17 protein-coding genes are annotated in these 14,949 nt (G+C 74.0%); 4 read left to right on the top strand and 13 right to left on the bottom strand.

Going from position 1 to position 14,949, the window contains the following annotated elements; genetic code table 11:
• Nucleotides 1-19 precede the first annotated feature (19 nt).
• From iolB to AC07VC_RS11090, 4 genes are all read left to right on the top strand, one after another.
• Nucleotides 20-1,012, top strand: a complete 993-nt coding sequence (gene iolB / locus AC07VC_RS11105; protein WP_494675235.1) for a 5-deoxy-glucuronate isomerase — start codon at nt 20-22, stop codon at nt 1,010-1,012.
• The gene (iolD, locus tag AC07VC_RS11100; RefSeq protein ID WP_494675236.1) at nt 1,009-2,925 is read left to right on the top strand and encodes a 3D-(3,5/4)-trihydroxycyclohexane-1,2-dione acylhydrolase (decyclizing); all 1,917 of its coding nucleotides are present in this window, start codon (nt 1,009-1,011) and stop codon (nt 2,923-2,925) included. The genes iolB and iolD overlap by 4 nt, the downstream gene beginning before the upstream one ends.
• Nucleotides 2,926-3,031: 106 nt before the next feature.
• On the top strand, nt 3,032-4,042 hold the full coding sequence (locus tag AC07VC_RS11095) for a sugar phosphate isomerase/epimerase family protein (protein ID WP_494675237.1): 1,011 nt from the start codon (nt 3,032-3,034) through the stop codon (nt 4,040-4,042).
• Nucleotides 4,039-5,016: a 3-hydroxyacyl-CoA dehydrogenase family protein gene (locus AC07VC_RS11090; protein WP_494675238.1), complete on the top strand. Its 978-nt coding sequence runs from the start codon at nt 4,039-4,041 to the stop codon at nt 5,014-5,016. The genes AC07VC_RS11095 and AC07VC_RS11090 overlap by 4 nt, the downstream gene beginning before the upstream one ends.
• A 30-nt stretch (nt 5,017-5,046) precedes the next feature.
• Here AC07VC_RS11090 and AC07VC_RS11085 read toward each other — a convergent pair whose 3' ends face one another.
• From AC07VC_RS11085 to AC07VC_RS11025, 13 genes are all read right to left on the bottom strand, one after another.
• Nucleotides 5,047-5,727 (bottom strand): cation efflux transmembrane domain-containing protein, encoded by a 681-nt coding sequence (locus AC07VC_RS11085; RefSeq protein WP_494675239.1) that lies wholly within the window; start codon nt 5,725-5,727, stop codon nt 5,047-5,049.
• Nucleotides 5,724-6,077, bottom strand: a complete 354-nt coding sequence (gene cmtR, locus AC07VC_RS11080) for a Cd(II)/Pb(II)-sensing metalloregulatory transcriptional regulator CmtR (protein WP_317230246.1) — start codon at nt 6,075-6,077, stop codon at nt 5,724-5,726. The genes AC07VC_RS11085 and cmtR overlap by 4 nt, the downstream gene beginning before the upstream one ends.
• 59 nt (nt 6,078-6,136) lie before the next feature.
• Entirely contained in the window at nt 6,137-6,868 is a 732-nt protein-coding gene (locus tag AC07VC_RS11075; protein ID WP_494675240.1) for a GntR family transcriptional regulator, read from the bottom strand.
• Between the two features lie 15 nt (nt 6,869-6,883).
• Nucleotides 6,884-7,687 carry a triose-phosphate isomerase family protein gene (locus AC07VC_RS11070; protein WP_494675241.1) on the bottom strand — a complete coding sequence of 268 codons (804 nt, stop codon included), beginning with the start codon at nt 7,685-7,687 and terminating at the stop codon, nt 6,884-6,886.
• Nucleotides 7,688-7,691: 4 nt separating this feature from the next.
• Nucleotides 7,692-8,153: a ribose-5-phosphate isomerase gene (locus AC07VC_RS11065; protein WP_094115210.1), complete on the bottom strand. Its 462-nt coding sequence runs from the start codon at nt 8,151-8,153 to the stop codon at nt 7,692-7,694.
• A 25-nt stretch (nt 8,154-8,178) separates the two neighbouring features.
• On the bottom strand, nt 8,179-9,915 hold the full coding sequence (locus AC07VC_RS11060) for a dihydroxyacetone kinase family protein (protein ID WP_494675242.1): 1,737 nt from the start codon (nt 9,913-9,915) through the stop codon (nt 8,179-8,181).
• An 89-nt stretch (nt 9,916-10,004) separates the two neighbouring features.
• The gene (locus AC07VC_RS11055; RefSeq protein WP_494675243.1) at nt 10,005-10,703 is read right to left on the bottom strand and encodes an ANTAR domain-containing protein; all 699 of its coding nucleotides are present in this window, start codon (nt 10,701-10,703) and stop codon (nt 10,005-10,007) included.
• Between the two features lie 64 nt (nt 10,704-10,767).
• The gene (locus AC07VC_RS11050; RefSeq protein ID WP_494675244.1) at nt 10,768-11,064 is read right to left on the bottom strand and encodes a hypothetical protein; all 297 of its coding nucleotides are present in this window, start codon (nt 11,062-11,064) and stop codon (nt 10,768-10,770) included.
• Nucleotides 11,065-11,115: 51 nt separating this feature from the next.
• Nucleotides 11,116-11,448, bottom strand: coding sequence for a DUF7882 family protein (locus tag AC07VC_RS11045; RefSeq protein ID WP_494675245.1), 333 nt, complete (start codon nt 11,446-11,448; stop codon nt 11,116-11,118).
• A 279-nt stretch (nt 11,449-11,727) separates the two neighbouring features.
• On the bottom strand, nt 11,728-12,072 hold the full coding sequence (locus AC07VC_RS11040) for a hypothetical protein (protein WP_494675246.1): 345 nt from the start codon (nt 12,070-12,072) through the stop codon (nt 11,728-11,730).
• 69 nt (nt 12,073-12,141) lie between these two features.
• Entirely contained in the window at nt 12,142-12,903 is a 762-nt protein-coding gene (locus AC07VC_RS11035; RefSeq protein ID WP_094115215.1) for a GntR family transcriptional regulator, read from the bottom strand.
• A 53-nt stretch (nt 12,904-12,956) separates the two neighbouring features.
• Entirely contained in the window at nt 12,957-13,874 is a 918-nt protein-coding gene (locus AC07VC_RS11030) for an ATP-binding cassette domain-containing protein (protein ID WP_317230239.1), read from the bottom strand.
• Entirely contained in the window at nt 13,871-14,914 is a 1,044-nt protein-coding gene (locus tag AC07VC_RS11025) for an ABC transporter permease (protein WP_317230238.1), read from the bottom strand. Before AC07VC_RS11025 ends, AC07VC_RS11030 begins: the two co-directional genes overlap by 4 nt.
• Between the last annotated feature and the right edge of the window lie 35 nt (nt 14,915-14,949).

Genomic DNA, 14,949 nt, shown 5'->3' with positions numbered 1-14,949 from the left:
GACGACGACGGAGACGAGCATGACGACGAACGAGGCGTGGCTGCACCCGCGCGGCAGCATCGGCCGGGACGGCTGGGAGAGCGTGGTCGACGGATCGCTCCCCGGCTGGGAGCACACGGGCCTCCGGGTCGCGGTGCTCGGCGACGGCGACCAGCTCGAGCTGCCCGCGTCCAGCGTCGAGCGCATGGTCGTGCCGCTCGCGGGGTCCTTCGCCGTGCGGCACCGGGAGGGCGACGGCGAGGAGCGGGTCGCGGACCTCGAGGGCCGCGCGTCGGTGTTCGCCGGCCCCACCGACGTGCTGTACCTGTCGTGCGCGTCGAGCGCGGTGCTCACGGGATCCGGCCGCGTCGCCGTCGCCGAGTCGCCCGCCACCCGGCACGTGCCGACCCGCCGCATCGCCCGCGAGGACGTGTCCGTCGAGCTCCGCGGCGCCGGCCGGTCGAGCCGCCAGGTGCACAACTTCGGCACCCCCGGCACCCCCGGGTCCCTCGACGCCGAGCGGCTCATCGTCTGCGAGGTCCTGACGCCCGCCGAGAACTGGTCGAGCTACCCCGCGCACAAGCACGACGAGGAGCGGCCCGGCGTCGAGTCCCGGCTGGAGGAGATCTACTACTTCGAGTCCGAGGTCGGCCGGGGCCTCCCGGCGCCCGCGGAGGCGGATCCGTTCGGCCTGTTCCACACGTCCTCCTCGCCCGCGGGCGACATCGCGATCGACGCGGTCGTGCGCACGGGCGACGTCGCGCTCGTGCCGTTCGGCTACCACGGGCCCGCGGTCGCGGCGCCCGGCTACGACCTCTACTACCTCAACGTCATGGCGGGGCCGGGCGCCGACCGCGCCTGGCTCATCACCGACCACCCGGCGCACGGCTGGATCCGCGGCACGTGGGAGGGGCAGGGCATCGACCCGCGCCTGCCGTTCGCCGCCGACCCCGAGGCCGCCGCGCCCGAGGCCGCGCTGCCCGAGGCCGCCGCGCCCGCATCCGACCCCGACCAGGAAGCACCCACCCGATGACCGAGCCCACCACCCGCATGACCGTCAGCCAGGCGCTCGTCGCGTTCCTCGCGGCGCAGTGGACGGTCGACGGCGACCACCGCGAGCGCACCATCCCCGGCGTCTTCGGGATCTTCGGCCACGGCAACGTCGCCGGCATCGGGCAGGCGCTCATGCAGGCGAACGCCCAGGACCCGGACCTCATGCCGTACCACCAGGCCCGCAACGAGCAGGCGATGGTGCACCAGTCCGTCGGCTTCGCGCGCATGCACCGCCGCCTCGCGACGTACGCGAGCGCCGCGTCCGTGGGCCCCGGCGCCGCCAACATGCTCACCGGGGCCGCCCTCGCGACCGCCAACCGCCTGCCCGCGCTGCTCCTGCCGAGCGACACCTTCGCGACGCGCGTGGCGGATCCGGTGCTTCAGCAGCTCGAGCTGCCCCACGACATCGGGATCACCGTGAACGACGCGTTCCGCCCGCTGTCGCGCTTCTTCGACCGCGTGCAGCGGCCCGAGCAGCTGTACTCGATCGCGCTCGCCGCCATGCGCGTGCTCACCGACCCCGCCGAGACGGGCGCCGTCACCATCGCGCTCCCGGAGGACGTGCAGGCGGAGGCCCTCGACGTGCCGGACGCGTTCCTCGCGCCGCGCGAGTGGCACCTGCGCCGCCCGGTGCCGGAGCGCGGGCCGCTCGCCCGCGCCGTGCAGGCCGTGCGCGACGCCCGCACGCCGCTCATCGTCGCGGGCGGCGGCGTGATCTACAGCGCGGCCGAGGGCGCCCTCCTCCGCTTCGCCGAGCAGACGGGCATCCCCGTCGCCACGACGCAGGCGGGCGGCGGCGCCCTCGTCTGGGACCACCCGCAGTACCTGGGCGGCATCGGCGCCACCGGATCCACGGCCGCGAACCGACTCGCCGCCGAGGCGGACGTCGTCATCGGCATCGGCACGCGCTACTCCGACTTCACCACCGCGAGCCGCACGGCGTTCCAGCGCCCGGACGTGACCTTCGTGAACGTCAACGTGGCGCCCTTCGACGCCTACAAGCACGGCACGCAGCTGCCCGTCGTCGCCGACGCGCGCGAGGCGCTGGAGGCGCTCATCGCGGCGCTCGCCGGCACGCGCGTGGACGCCGCGTACGCCGACCGCATCGCCCGCGAGAAGCGCGAGTGGGACGCCGCCGTCGACCGCGCGCTCGCGCCCACGGGCGGCACGCTCCCCGGTCAGCCGGAGATCATCGGCGCCGTGCAGGCCGCGAGCGACCCGCGCGACGTCGTCGTGCAGGCCGCCGGCTCCCTCCCCGGCGACCTCCACAAGCTCTGGCGGGTGCGCGACCCGCTCGGCTACCACGTGGAGTACGCGTTCTCGTGCATGGGCTACGAGATCCCGGGCGGGCTCGGCGTGAAGCGCGGCGCGGAGGCGCTCGGCGACGACCGCGACGTGATCGTCATGGTCGGCGACGGCTCGTACCTCATGCTGCACACGGAGCTCGTGACCGCGGTGGCCGAGGGGCTGAAGATCATCGTCGTCGTGATCCAGAACCACGGCTACGCGTCCATCGGGCACCTCTCCGAGACGGTCGGGACGGAGCGCTTCGGCACGCGGTACCGGTCGCTCGACCCGGCCGCCCGGAACTTCGAGGGGCGGGAGCCCCTCCCCGTCGACCTCGCGGCCAACGCCCGCAGCTACGGCGTCGACGTGATCGAGGTCGCGCCCGGCCCCGACGCGACGCGGGACCTCGGCGACGCGGTGCGACGCGCGAAGGCGTCGGACCGCACCACGGTGATCCACGTGGAGAGCGACCCGCTCGTCTACGGGCCCGACGGCGAGGGCTGGTGGGACGTGCCGGTGCCCGGCGTCTCCGAGATGCCGTCGACGCGGGCCGCGCACGCGGAGTACGTGGAGAGGCGGAAGGCGCAGCGGCCGCTGCTCGGCTGACGCGAGGACGGGTCCGGGCGCGGGCGCGGGCCCTGGTCGTCAGGATGCTATTTCCTATAGGATCTTGACCCCGGGCATCCGGGACCGACGACCGCGATGGAGCAGCATGCCGGACACACCCGCGAACCCCGCATCCGGGGCCGCCCCCGCCACGGGGAGCGCGCCCGCCCCCGCGTTCACCGCCGAGGACTGGCCCATCGCCACGTGCCTGCACGCGTTCGCGACCGTGGGCCGCGACGGCACGGCCCTCCACGACGCGGACGCCGCCGTGTGGGACCGCATGTTCGCCGACATCGCGCGGGAGGGCTTCACCCTCGCCGAGCTCGCCGACAGCCACATCCGGCCCGCCGACCTGACCCCCGCCCGCCGGGACGAGCTCCTCGCCGTCGCCCGCGCGCACGGCGTGGGCATCCCGTCGGTGCACCTGCAGCGGCAGAGCGTGATCATGCCGGGCCACGAGGAGCGGAACCTCGCGTACGCGCACCGCACGATCGATGCGATCGCCGAGATGGGCATGGAGGTCTTCTCCACGGGCCTCCACCAGCCGTTCAGCGACGCGCAGCGGAAGGCGCTGTGGTTCTGGACCGCGGAGGGCCCGAAGGACCCCGACGACCCCGAGGTGTGGGACGCCGCCGTCACCCGCCTCCGCGAGCTCGGCCGGCACGCCGCCGACCTCGGCCTCCGCATGGCGCTCGAGATGTACGAGGACACCTACCTCGGCACCGCCGACAGCGCCGTGCGCCTCGTGCAAGAGATCGGCCTCGACAACGTCGGCCTCAACCCCGACGTGGCGAACCTCATCCGCCTGCACCGGCCCGTCGAGAGCTGGCGCGAGCTGTACGCGAAGACGCTGCCGTACGCGAACTACTGGCACGTGAAGAACTACATGCGCGACGAGGCGGCCGACGGCAGCTGGGCCACCAGCGTGCCCACCACCATGAGGTCCGGCCTCATCGACTACCGGCAGGTGATCCGCGACGCGGTCGAGCTCGGCTTCGACGGGATCATCCTCACCGAGCAGTACGGCGGCGACAGCCTCGGCGTCTGCGCGGAGAACCGGGACTACATCCGCACCCTGCTCCCGCAGGGCGCACGAGGACAGGAGGGGTCGTCATGACCGCACAGGACAGCACGGGCGGCGTCGCCCGGGAGATCGCCATCGTCGGATCCGGCTACATGGGCGGCGGCATCGCGCAGGTGCTCGCGCTCGCGGGCGCGCGCGTCCGCATCGCCGACATCTCGGAGGAGATCGCGGTCGCCAACCACGCCCGCCTGCTGGAGGAGGCCGGCCGCTTCGTCGCGGACGGGCTGTTCCCGCCCGACGCCGTGGAGCGCATCGCCGCGGCCGTGACGCCCGCCGCGTCCATCGAGGAGGCCGTCGCCGGCGCCGACTTCATCGAGGAGGCGGTGCCCGAGAAGCTCGAGATCAAGCACGCGACGCTCCGGCGCATCTCGGCGGCGGCGCGCCCCGACGCCGTCATCGGGTCGAACACCTCCACCATCCTCATCGGCTCGCTCGCGGAGGCCGTGACCAACCCGGAGCGGTTCCTCGGCGTGCACTTCTCGAACCCCGCGCCGTTCATCCCGGGCGTCGAGCTCATCCCGCACGCGGGCACGGACGAGTCCGCCGTCCGCATGGCGGAGGCGATCGTCGCGGCCACCGGCAAGGAGACCGCGCGCGTCACCGACAGCACCGGCTTCGTGCTCAACCGGCTGCAGTACGCGCTCTTCCACGAGGCGACGCAGATCGTGGAGGAGGGCATCGCGACCCCCGAGGACATCGACACGATCGTCCGCACGACGTTCGGCTTCCGCCTGCCGGTGTTCGGGCCGTTCGCGATCGCGGACATGGCCGGCCTCGACGTGTACGCGTTCTGCTACGCGTCGCTGCAGACGCGCTGGCCGGAGCGCTTCGCGACGCCGGCGTCGCTGCAGGCGCACGTGGACGCGGGCGAGTACGGCACGAAGACGGGATCCGGGTACCTCGACGTGCCGAGCGAGCGCACCGCGGCGCTCGTGGCGTACCGCAACAAGGCGTACGTGGCCATCAAGCAGCTCATGGACGAGCTCGGCCCGGCGCCCGTCGGCTGACGCCCAGCAGCGGTCCTCAGCAGCAGCCGCTCAGCAGCAGTCGCAGGCCGCGACCTCGCGTTCGCCGGTGAGGGCGGACACGGGCGTCGTGCAGGCCTCGCCGCGCCAGGCTTCGAGGCCCTCGCGGACGGCGAAGACCACGATCACGAGCCCGGCGACGGGATCGGCCCAGGTCCACCCGAGGGCGAGGTTCAGGACGAGCCCGAGGAGCACCGCGGCGGAAAGGTAGCTGCAGATCAGCGTCTGCTTCGAGTCCGCGATCGCCGACGCGGAGCCGAGCTCGGTCCCGGTGCGGCGCTCGAGCAGGCTGAGAAAAGGCATCACCGCGAGGCTGACCGCGGCGAGCACGATGCCGACGGGGGAGTGCTCGGGCTCGCGGATGCCCGTGAGGGCGAGGACGGCGTCGACGCTCACGAACGCGGCGAGTCCGAAGAAGGAGACCGCGATGACGCGGAGGGCGACGCGCTCGCGCTCCTCCGGGTCGGGGGCGGCGAACTGCCACGCCACCGCGGCGGCCGACAGCACCTCCACGATCGAGTCGAGGCCGAAGCCGACGAGCGCCGTGGAGGAGGCGATGGTGCCGGCGGAGATCGCGACGACCGCCTCGACGACGTTGTAGGCGATGGTGCCCGCGACGATCCACCGGATGCGGCGCCGCAGCAGCGCGCGCCGGGCGGGGGCCGGACCCGCGGGCGCGAGGAGCGCGCTCACGCGCCGGGCTCGCAGCAGAGCGGCACGTCGCAGTCGGCGTCGGCGCAGGGGGCGCCGTCGTCGACCGCGAGCACCACGTCCACGAGCGCGCCGAGGGCCCGGGCGAGGTGCGCGTCGGTGATCTCGTAGCGGGTCGACCGGCCCTCGGGCACCGCGACGACGATCCCGCAGCCGCGGAGGCAAGTGAGGTGGTTCGACACGTTCGAGCGGGTGAGCCCGAGCTCGCGGGCCAGGAGGCTGGGGTACCCGGGCCCCTGCAGCAGGGAGAGCAGGATGCGGGAGCGGGTCGGGTCGGCCATGGCGCGGCCGAGCCGGTTCATCACGTCGACGCGGGAGGCGATGGTCAGCATCCGCTGACCATACAGCGGATGCTGACCGATCGCTACGGTGGATCTCGCGAGTAGTCCGGCTAGGCGCTGGCCGTGCTCGACGCGTCCGCCGCGTCGCGCCGCGAGCGCTCGCGCACCCGCTCGATGTGCGCGCGCATCGCGGCGGCGGCAGCGTCCGGGCCCTCGGCGACCGCGTCGATGATCGCCCGGTGCTCGTGCACCGCGTCGTCGGCGTCGTGGACGCCGGTGCGCATCGTCTGCCGCATGCGGTGCACGCGGGTGGAGATGGACTCCGACATGTCGAGGAGGAACGGGTTGCCGGTCGCCTCGAAGATGCGGTGGTGGAAGTCCCAGTCGACGACGAAGTACTCGCGGATGAGGCCAACGGGCATGTCGCCGTCCCCCGCTGCCGTGCGCACCCGGCGGGTGGTCTCCTCATGGGCCGCGAGGGCCTCCTCGAGCGCGGGGACGAGGCGCGCCGGGTCCTGGGCGGCCAGCCCCGCCGCCCCGCCCTCGAGCACGAGGCGCGCGTCGAACAGCGCCTCCAGCTGGTCCCCGGCGAGGGGCGGCGCGACCCGGTAGCCCTTGTGCGCCTCGCGGGCGACCAGCCCCGTGCGCTCCAGCTGCACGAGCGCCTCGCGGACGGGCGTGGGGGAGACGTGCAGGTCCCGCGCGATCTGGTCGATGGCGAGCCGGGAGCCGGGCTCCAGCGCCGATCCCATCAGCATGTCGAGGACGAGGTCGTAGACGCGGTCGCGCAGCCCCTGGCGCGCGGTCATCGAGGTCGCGTCGAGGGGGAGGCCGGTGGTCACCAGGACAGTCTGCCGTCAGCCGGCGGGATCCGCCGCCGTGCCGGCCCCGGCGCGCGCGTGCACCTCGTCGAGCACGGCCGCGAGGGCCCGCGGATCGTGCGCGGACCGGCCGAGGAAGAGCCCGTCGACGTCGTCGCCGATGCGGGTGAGGAGCCCGGGCCCGGCGCTCCCGCCGTAGATGACCGACGATCCCGGATGCGCGGGCAGCGCGCGGACGTGCGCGCGGAGCCCGCGGCACACCTCGCGGATGTGCGCGTCGGAGGCGGGCTCGGCGGCGCCGATCGCCCAGTGCGGCTCGTAGGCGACGACGACCCGGCCGCCGTGCCCCGCATCGCGCGCGAGCGACAGCGCGTCGTCGAGCTGCCGCGCGCACTCCCGCGCGGCGTCGCCGGCGTCCTGCCGCTCCTCCTCGCCGATGCAGAGGACCGGGACCAGGGCGTTCCGGAGCGCCGCGTCGGCCTTCCGCCGGACGACCTCGTCGGTCTCCCCGAAGAGGCGCCGCCGCTCGGCGTGGCCGACCTCCACGAAGGCGCCGCCGACCTCCCGGATCTGCCCGCCCGACACCTCGCCCGTGAACGCGCCCGCGTCCTCCGCGGCGAGGTCCTGCGCGCCCACGGCGGCGACGCCCCGGAGGATCCGCCCCGCCTCCGGCACCGCCAGGTACGACGGCAGCACCACGAGCTCCGCCTGCCCGCCCGTGACCGCCGGATGCGCGCGCGCCAGCCCGGCCACGGCCGCGCACCACTCGAGGGTGGCGGCGTGGCCGAGGTACATCTTGAGGCTCACGCCGACCACGGCCGGGGTCCGGGGCGCGCCCATGCGGCTACCCGGCCTCGTACGCGCGGATCTCGTCGACCTTGTCGGCCGACGCGCTCGTCGTGTCGAACTCGTACGTCAGCCACTCGCGGACGTTCCGCCGGGCGAGCTCCAGCCCGACGACCCGCTGGCCCATGCACAGCACCTGCGCGTCGTTGGAGAGCACGCTGCGCTCCACCGAGAAGCCGTCGTGCGCGGTGACGGCGCGGATCCCGGCCACCTTGTTCGCCGCGATGGCCATGCCGAGGCCCGTACCGCAGATCAGCAGCGCGCGGTCGGCCTCGCCGCGCGCGACCATCTCGGCCGCCGTGGTCGCGACGGTGGGGTAGTTCGTGTGGCCGTCGGCGTCGACGCCCACGTCGACCACCGAGGCGACGAGCCCGCTCGCCTCGAGGTCCGCCTTGAGGGCCTCCTTGTGGTCGTAGCCGGCGTCGTCCGCGCCGACGACGATGCGCCAGGTCCTGGTCATGATGTCCTCCTCCTGCTGGGGTCCCTCACCGGTCGGCGAGGGTGCGGCCGACGGCCGCGGTGATGAGCGCGAGCGAGACGGCGCCCGGGTCCGCCGCGCCCACCGAGCGCTCGCCGTGCGAGCGGGCGCGTCCCATGCCGGCCCGGAGCGCGGCGGTCGCGTCGGCGGCCTCCTGGGCGGCGGCGCTCGCGTCGGCCCAGGCGTCGGCGAGCGGGGCGCCGGATCCGACGCGCTCCGCGAGCACCTCGGCGAACGGCACGAGCGCGTCGACCATGGTCTTGTCGCCGAGCGCGGCCTTGCCGTGGCCCATGACGGCGTGGCGCGCGGCGCCGACGCCGGCCGCCACGGCCGGTGCGGTGACGGGATCCGCGTCCGCGTCGTCGAGGGCGTCGCCGACCGCCTGCAGGATGAGCCCCCACAGCGCGCCGGACGTGCCGCCGCCCTTGTCGGACCAGGCGTCGCCCGCGAGGCGGAGGACCGTGCGGGCACCGGCGCCCGCCGCCAGGGCCGACGCCGCGCGCTCGGCGGCGGCGCGGGATCCGCGCAGCATGCCGATGCCGTGGTCGCCGTCGCCCGCGACCGCGTCGAGGCGGCCGAGCTCGTCGGCGTGCTCGGCGACGACCCGGTGCGCGGCGTCGAGCGCCGCGGCGACCCGGACGGCGGCCGCGCGGGACGCGTCGGTGGCGTCGGGGATGGCGGCGTCGACCTCGTCGTCCTCGCGCGCGTCGACGGGCTGCAGCGCCGATCCGTCGAACGCGCCGCTGCGGAAGGCCGGGGTGTCCGCGGGCGCGGTCCACAGCCGCTCGAGCTCCTCGTCGAGCCAGAACAGCGTGAGCGAGGCGCCCGCCATGTCGAAGCTGGTGCAGAACTCGCCGACCTGCGGGTCGACGAGGGTGATGCCCGCCTCCTCCAGCAGGTCCGCGACCCGCGTGAAGACCACGTACAGCTCCTCGTTCTTCACCGATCCCAGGCCGTTGAGGACGGGGACCACCCGCGCGCCCCGCACCTCGACCCCGTCGGGGACCTCGGCCTCGGCGAGCAGGTGCCGCACGAAGAGCTCGGCGAGGCCGTCGGCGGAGGGGATGTCGGTCTCGTCGATGCCGGGCTCGCCGTGGATCCCGAGCCCGATCGCCATGCGCCCCTCCGGCACGGAGAACAGCGGCTCGTCCGCCCCGGGCAGGGTGCAGCCCGTGAAGGCGACGCCCATGGACCGGGTGCGCGCGTTGGCGTGCCGGGCGATGCGCTCGGCGCCGTCGAGGTCGTAGCCCGCGGCGGAGGCCGCGCCGGCCGCCTTGAATACGGTGAGGTCGCCCGCGATGCCGCGGCGCCGCTCCTGCTCGTCGGGGCCGGCGCTGAAGATGTCGTCCGTCACGACGACCGTGCGGCAGTCGATCCCGTCACGCCGCACCCGCTCCTGCGCGTCGTCGAAGTGGAGCACGTCGCCCGCGTAGTTGCCGTAGAGGAGGAGCGCGCCGCGGCCCTGGTCGCTGGAGCGGATCACAGACTCCACCTGGTGCGCGGAGGGCGAGGCGAAGAGGTTGCCCATGGCGGCGCCGTGCGCGAGCCCGGGGCCGACCAGCCCGCCGAACGCGGGGTAGTGGCCCGAGCCGCCGCCGATGACGACCGCCACCTCGGGCTCGGCCGCGCGGGTGGAGCGGGAGACGCCGCCGTGCACCCGCCGGACCCACCGGCCGTTGGCGCGCACGAAGCCCGCCGTCATGTCGTCGGCGAAGTCCGCGGGGTCGTTCCAGAGCCGGGTCATCCGTCAAGTCCTCCTCGTCGAGCACGCGGTCGTGATTAACAGATCCTATAGGATATTGGATCTTCCGCGCATGCTCCGGGCGAGGCGGATCAGCCCGTGCGCCCCTCCGCGCGGAGGACCTCCGCCGCCACGTCGCGCAGGCGCCGGGACGTCGACCGCGCCTGCCGCCGCAGCACCGTGAAGGCCTCGTCGACCGTGATGCCCATGCGCTGCGCGATGGCCCCCTTCGCCTGCTCGATCACGACCCGGCTGTCGAGCGCCAGCTGCAGCTGGTCGCCGAGCGCGTTGCTGCGGTCGAGCGCGTGCTGCTGCAGCACGCTCAGGGTGGCGAGGTCCGCCAGCGTCTGCACGAGCGCCGCGTCCCGGTCGCTGAGCGGCCCGGGCTCGGGGGCGAAGAGGCAGAGCGACCCGAGGGTCCGTCCGCGCAGGCGCATGGGCGTGGCGTACGCGGCCCGGAAGCCGCCCTCGGCGGCGAGCCGCGAGAAGCGCGGCCAGGCGTCGGCGCGTTCCGCGATCTCGGGGACCTCGATGGGCTCGCCGCCGCGCACGCAGTCGAGCGCCGGGCCCTCGAGGGCGCCGAGCTGCGCCTCCTCCACGTCCGCCGCGCGCTCGCTCGTGGACGCGACGACGTGGAGGTCGCCGCCCGCGTCGACGAGCACGATCCCGCCCTCGGTCGCGGATGTGTGCCGCGTGCTCGCGCGCACGAGGTCCGCGAGCACGTCGAGCACGTCGGAGTCGGCGAGGGAATCGGCCAGGGCGCTGAAGGCATCGTCGTCGAGGTCGCTCATCCCTCCACGTTAGGCCGGACGGGTGCCGCTGGGGAGGGGGGGCGCCGCCCCGGTGTCGAAGGTGCTACGCGGGGTCGTGCGCCCCGTCGTCGAACGCGGCCGTGGACGCGCGGAGGTCGGTCGGCTCGGGATCGTGGCGGACGTCCTCCGCGAGGACGCGCGCCGCGTCGAGGATCCGGACGGCCACCAGCGCGGGCACCGTCCACGTGAGGGTGGCGGTCACGGTCGCGACGTCGTCCTCCGTGATCCCCGTCCCCGGGAAGTCCACGCGCACGTCGCGCGTCTCGGAGCGCACGCCGGCGCCCGCGTCGAGCGCGGCGACGATGCGGTCGTCGTCGTAGGGGATGTTGCTGATGGCCATGAGGCCCTTCCAGGTGATGGAGCGCGACGACGGGCGGACGCCCGTCGGTGGTCAGCCGGCCGCGGGGGGCGTGTCCTGGGAGGCGGGCGAGGCGGGCTCCCGCACGAGGTGCAGGCCGGCCGACGTGTTCGCGGCGAGCATCATCGCCTCGACCCAGGCCATGTTGATCGCCGGAGCGCGACCGCCGAGGTAGACGAACTCCAGGGGGATCTCGGGGGCGATCCAGATGGTGCGCCGCCCGTCGCCCTCGGACGCGGGGTTCTTCCAGGAGAACGAGAAGCTCTCCTTGCGGCGGAGCTTGTTGATGATGACGATCTGCAGGTGCGCGAGCGCGCGGTCCTCCATCTCGGTGCGGCTGCGGGAGTCGTGGATGAGGTGGCCCATGTCCGGCTCTCTCTCCGTTCATCCAGACGCGGGAGGCTCCTGCGTCGTCGCGCTGTTCGTCGTCAGCACGCGGGGACGGGGGCGCCCGGACGCGTCGACGCGATGAGGACGCTGGGGCGTGGCTCGAGGCGTGGATCGAGCCTAGCCACGGCTCGTCCGGGTCCTCCGTCCGGGTCCGTGCGGGTACACGATCCTGATGCCGAAGGTAACGACCCTCACGGGTCCCTGCTCATTCCGGCCGGACCCTTGACCCCACGGTGCTGGTTGGGATGTCTGCCGTCACTCGAACCGGAAGTGGTCCTCGTCCACGACGCTCCCGGGGTGGGCCTCGCCGGCGGACACGGCCTCGGGCCGCTCCCAGCGGTCGATCCGCGACCGCATGAGCGCCACGGCCTCGGCGTTCTCGGGCGCGGGCAGCCGCGTGCTCGCCGTCTCCGCCATGAGCGGCGCCCCGGCGGTAAGGAGGAACGTCGCGTCCACCTCGTCCCCGTCGGAGCTCAGGGCGCGGAGGGTGACGCTGTCCCCGCGCCCGTGGCTGGCCAGCACGGCCGCGTACTCGATGAGGGTGTCGGCGGCCTCGTCGCCCAGGAGGAGCGACTTCTCGGCGTAGGTGATGTGCTTCATGGCGCTGAGGCTAGGCGCGCGGATGCGCATCGCCACGGCCCTTGACTCGACGGGTTCTGGGGGGGGCTGCTACCGGTCGACCAGGGTGATCTCGAACGAGTAGAGGTCGGGTCGGTAGCAGTGCTGGCCGTGCTCGACCGCGCGGCCGGAGCTGTCGAACGCCGTGCGCGACATCGTGAGCACGGCGCCTCCGCGCGGCAGGTCGAGGAGCCGTGCCTCGGACGCGGTCGCCGCGCGCGCGCCGATGCGCTGCTTCGCGACCCGCATGATCACGCCGCGGCCGCGGAGCAGCTGGTACAGGCCGTGCGTCGCGAGCTCCTCGGGGTCGAGGTCGACGAACGGCTCGGGCAGCACGTTGTCGAGGATCGCCAGGGGCACGCCGTCGGCCGTGCGCAGCCGCGTGAGGTGCAGGACGGGGCTGCCGACCTCGACGCCCAGCGCCTCGGCGGTCCGGTCGTCGGCGGTGCCGCGCGCGGAGGACAGCATCTCCGTGCGCGGCGTCTGGCCCTGCCGCTCGAGGTCCTCGTAGAGGCTCGTGAGCTCGACGTTGCGCGTGACCCGGCCGTGCACGACCTGCGTGCCGATGCCGCGGCGGCGGACGAGCAGGCCCTTGTCGACCAGGTCCTGGATGGCCCGCCGGATCGTCGGCCGCGACAGTCCGAGCCGGTTGCCCAGCGCGATCTCGTTCTCCAGCCGCGCGCCCGCGGGCAGCGTGCCGTCGTGGATCGCCGTCTCCAGCAGGTTGGCCACCTGGTAGTAGAGCGGCACCGGGCCCGAGCGGTCGAGCGCCAGGAACAGGTCGGGGGGCAGGATCTGCTCCGGTTGCGTCACGCGGATCGCTCCCTCGCTGGTCAGGTCAACGTCTCATCCTGGCACGCGCCCGTTCACGCGTCCGGCGCCGGCCGGCTCCCGTCCGCACCTGGGTCGCGCGCCAGCTCGTGGGCGAGGGAGTCCAGCTCGGCGCCGCCGGCCATGAGGCTCGTCAGCTCGCCGAGCGTGATCTCGTCCTTCTCGAACGTGCCGAGGCTCGATCCGCGGTTCAGCAACAGGAACCGGTCGCCCACCGGGAACGCGTGGTGCGGGTTGTGCGTGATGAAGACCACGCCGAGGCCCTGGTCGCGCGAGCGGGCGATGTACCGCAGCACCACGCCCGACTGCTTCACGCCGAGCGCGGCCGTCGGCTCGTCGAGGATCAGCACGCGGGCGCCGAAGTGCACGGCCCGCGCGATCGCCACGCACTGGCGCTCGCCGCCGGACAGCGTGCCGATGGGCTGGTCGACGTCGCGCAGGTCGATGCCCATCTGGGCGAGCTGGTCGTGCGTGATGGACTTCATGGCCTGCACGTCGAGCCGGCGCAGCGGCCCCCGGCCCTTCGTGATCTCGGAGCCCAGGAAGAAGTTCCGCCAGACGGGCATGAGCGGCACGACCGCGAGGTCCTGGTAGACCGTCGCGATGCCCGCCTGCAGGGCCGCGCGCGGCGAGCCGAGCGTGACGGGCTCGCCGTCGAGCAGCATCGTGCCCTCGCTCGGCGCATGCACGCCCGCGAGCATCTTGATGAAGGTCGACTTGCCGGCGCCGTTGTCGCCCAGCACGCAGGTGACCTGGCCGGCGTTCACGACCGTCGAGACGCCCGTCAGCGCGTTGACGGCGCCGTAGCTCTTGCCGATGTCGCGGACCTCGAGGATGGTCGAGCCGACCGGGGGCAGCGCGGGAGTCGGGCGCCCGCCCGCCTCCTCGGCGGCACCGGGCGTGGCGCCCGCGAGGCGCGCGGATGCGGCGCCGGGATCGATGTCCGTGGTCATCGTCCGCCTCCCGCCCGCGTGCGCACCAGGTTGTTGAGGAGCACGGCCGCGAGGAGCATGCCGCCGAGCACGGTCCGCAGCCAGTTCGTGTCCCACTGGGCGAACGTGATGCCCTGGAAGACCATGCCGTAGATGAGGGCGCCGAGGGCCGCGCCGATCGCGGAGCCGAAGCCGCCCGTGAGCAGGCACCCGCCGACCACCGCGCAGATGATGTAGATGAACTCCTGGCCGACGCCCGTGTTCGCCTGCACCGTCGAGGTGCGGAACAGCGAGATCATCCCCACGAGCCACGCCGCGCCCGCCGTGCCCATGAAGAGGCCGACCTTGGTCCTGAAGACCGGGACGCCCACCTGGCGGGCGGACTCCTTGGCGCCGCCGACCGCGAAGATCCAGTTGCCGGCGCGGGTGCGCAGCAGGATCCACGTGGCCACCGCGGCGACGAGGAACCACCACAGCACGGAGACGTAGAAGTTGCCGCCGCCGATCTGGAGCGACGAGCCGAAGATGGGCTGGATGGCGTCGTAGGACGGCACCTTCGTCATGCCCTGGATGGCGACCTGACCGGTGATGAGCTTCGTCACCGCGAGGTCGACGCCGGCGAGGGCGAAGAACGTGCCGAGGGTCACGATGAAGCTCGGCAGGCCCGTCTTCATCACGAGGAAGCCGTTGAGGGCGCCGACCGCGAGGGCCGCCGCGAGCGACACGACCACCGCGACCCAGATGCTGAGGCCGTAGTGGGAGGTGAGGATGCCGACGACGAGGGCCGAGAAGCCCGTCATGACGCCGGCGGAGAGGTCGAACTCGCCGCCGATCATGAGCATCGCGACGGCGACCGCCATGATCCCGAAGGTCGAGGCCGACTCGAGCCACACGCCCGCTCCGGCGAGGGTGAGGAACTGCGGCGTGTAGAGGGAGAAGAAGAGCAGCACGGCGAGGGCGGCCACGAGGGCGCCGATCTCCGGTCGGGCGAGGATCTTGCGGATCGGCCTGTTCTCGAGGCGCGGCCTCGTGGCGATCGTCACGATGTCCGTCGTGGTCAACGCGGGCTCCTAGGGGTGTGGGCGGTGCACGGGGG

The organism is Clavibacter sp. GW821-FHT01D01 (assembly GCF_059422605.1).
The sequence above is the reverse complement of the archived record's forward strand: the minus strand, read 5'-3'. Positions and strand labels throughout refer to the sequence as shown.

Excerpts from the sequence above, each read along its gene's own strand:
- iolB (WP_494675235.1), top strand. The coding sequence starts at position 20 with ATGACGACGAACGAGGCGTGGCTGCACCCGCGCGGCAGCATCGGCCGG.
- iolD (WP_494675236.1), top strand. The coding sequence starts at position 1,009 with ATGACCGAGCCCACCACCCGCATGACCGTCAGCCAGGCGCTCGTCGCG.
- AC07VC_RS11095 (WP_494675237.1), top strand. The coding sequence starts at position 3,032 with ATGCCGGACACACCCGCGAACCCCGCATCCGGGGCCGCCCCCGCCACG.
- AC07VC_RS11090 (WP_494675238.1), top strand. The coding sequence starts at position 4,039 with ATGACCGCACAGGACAGCACGGGCGGCGTCGCCCGGGAGATCGCCATC.
- cmtR (WP_317230246.1), bottom strand. The coding sequence starts at position 6,077 with ATGCTGACCATCGCCTCCCGCGTCGACGTGATGAACCGGCTCGGCCGC.
- AC07VC_RS11070 (WP_494675241.1), bottom strand. The coding sequence starts at position 7,687 with ATGGGCGCGCCCCGGACCCCGGCCGTGGTCGGCGTGAGCCTCAAGATG.
- AC07VC_RS11065 (WP_094115210.1), bottom strand. The coding sequence starts at position 8,153 with ATGACCAGGACCTGGCGCATCGTCGTCGGCGCGGACGACGCCGGCTAC.
- AC07VC_RS11060 (WP_494675242.1), bottom strand. The coding sequence starts at position 9,915 with ATGACCCGGCTCTGGAACGACCCCGCGGACTTCGCCGACGACATGACG.
- AC07VC_RS11055 (WP_494675243.1), bottom strand. The coding sequence starts at position 10,703 with ATGAGCGACCTCGACGACGATGCCTTCAGCGCCCTGGCCGATTCCCTC.
- AC07VC_RS11050 (WP_494675244.1), bottom strand. The coding sequence starts at position 11,064 with ATGGCCATCAGCAACATCCCCTACGACGACGACCGCATCGTCGCCGCG.
- AC07VC_RS11045 (WP_494675245.1), bottom strand. The coding sequence starts at position 11,448 with ATGGGCCACCTCATCCACGACTCCCGCAGCCGCACCGAGATGGAGGAC.
- AC07VC_RS11040 (WP_494675246.1), bottom strand. The coding sequence starts at position 12,072 with ATGAAGCACATCACCTACGCCGAGAAGTCGCTCCTCCTGGGCGACGAG.
- AC07VC_RS11030 (WP_317230239.1), bottom strand. The coding sequence starts at position 13,874 with ATGACCACGGACATCGATCCCGGCGCCGCATCCGCGCGCCTCGCGGGC.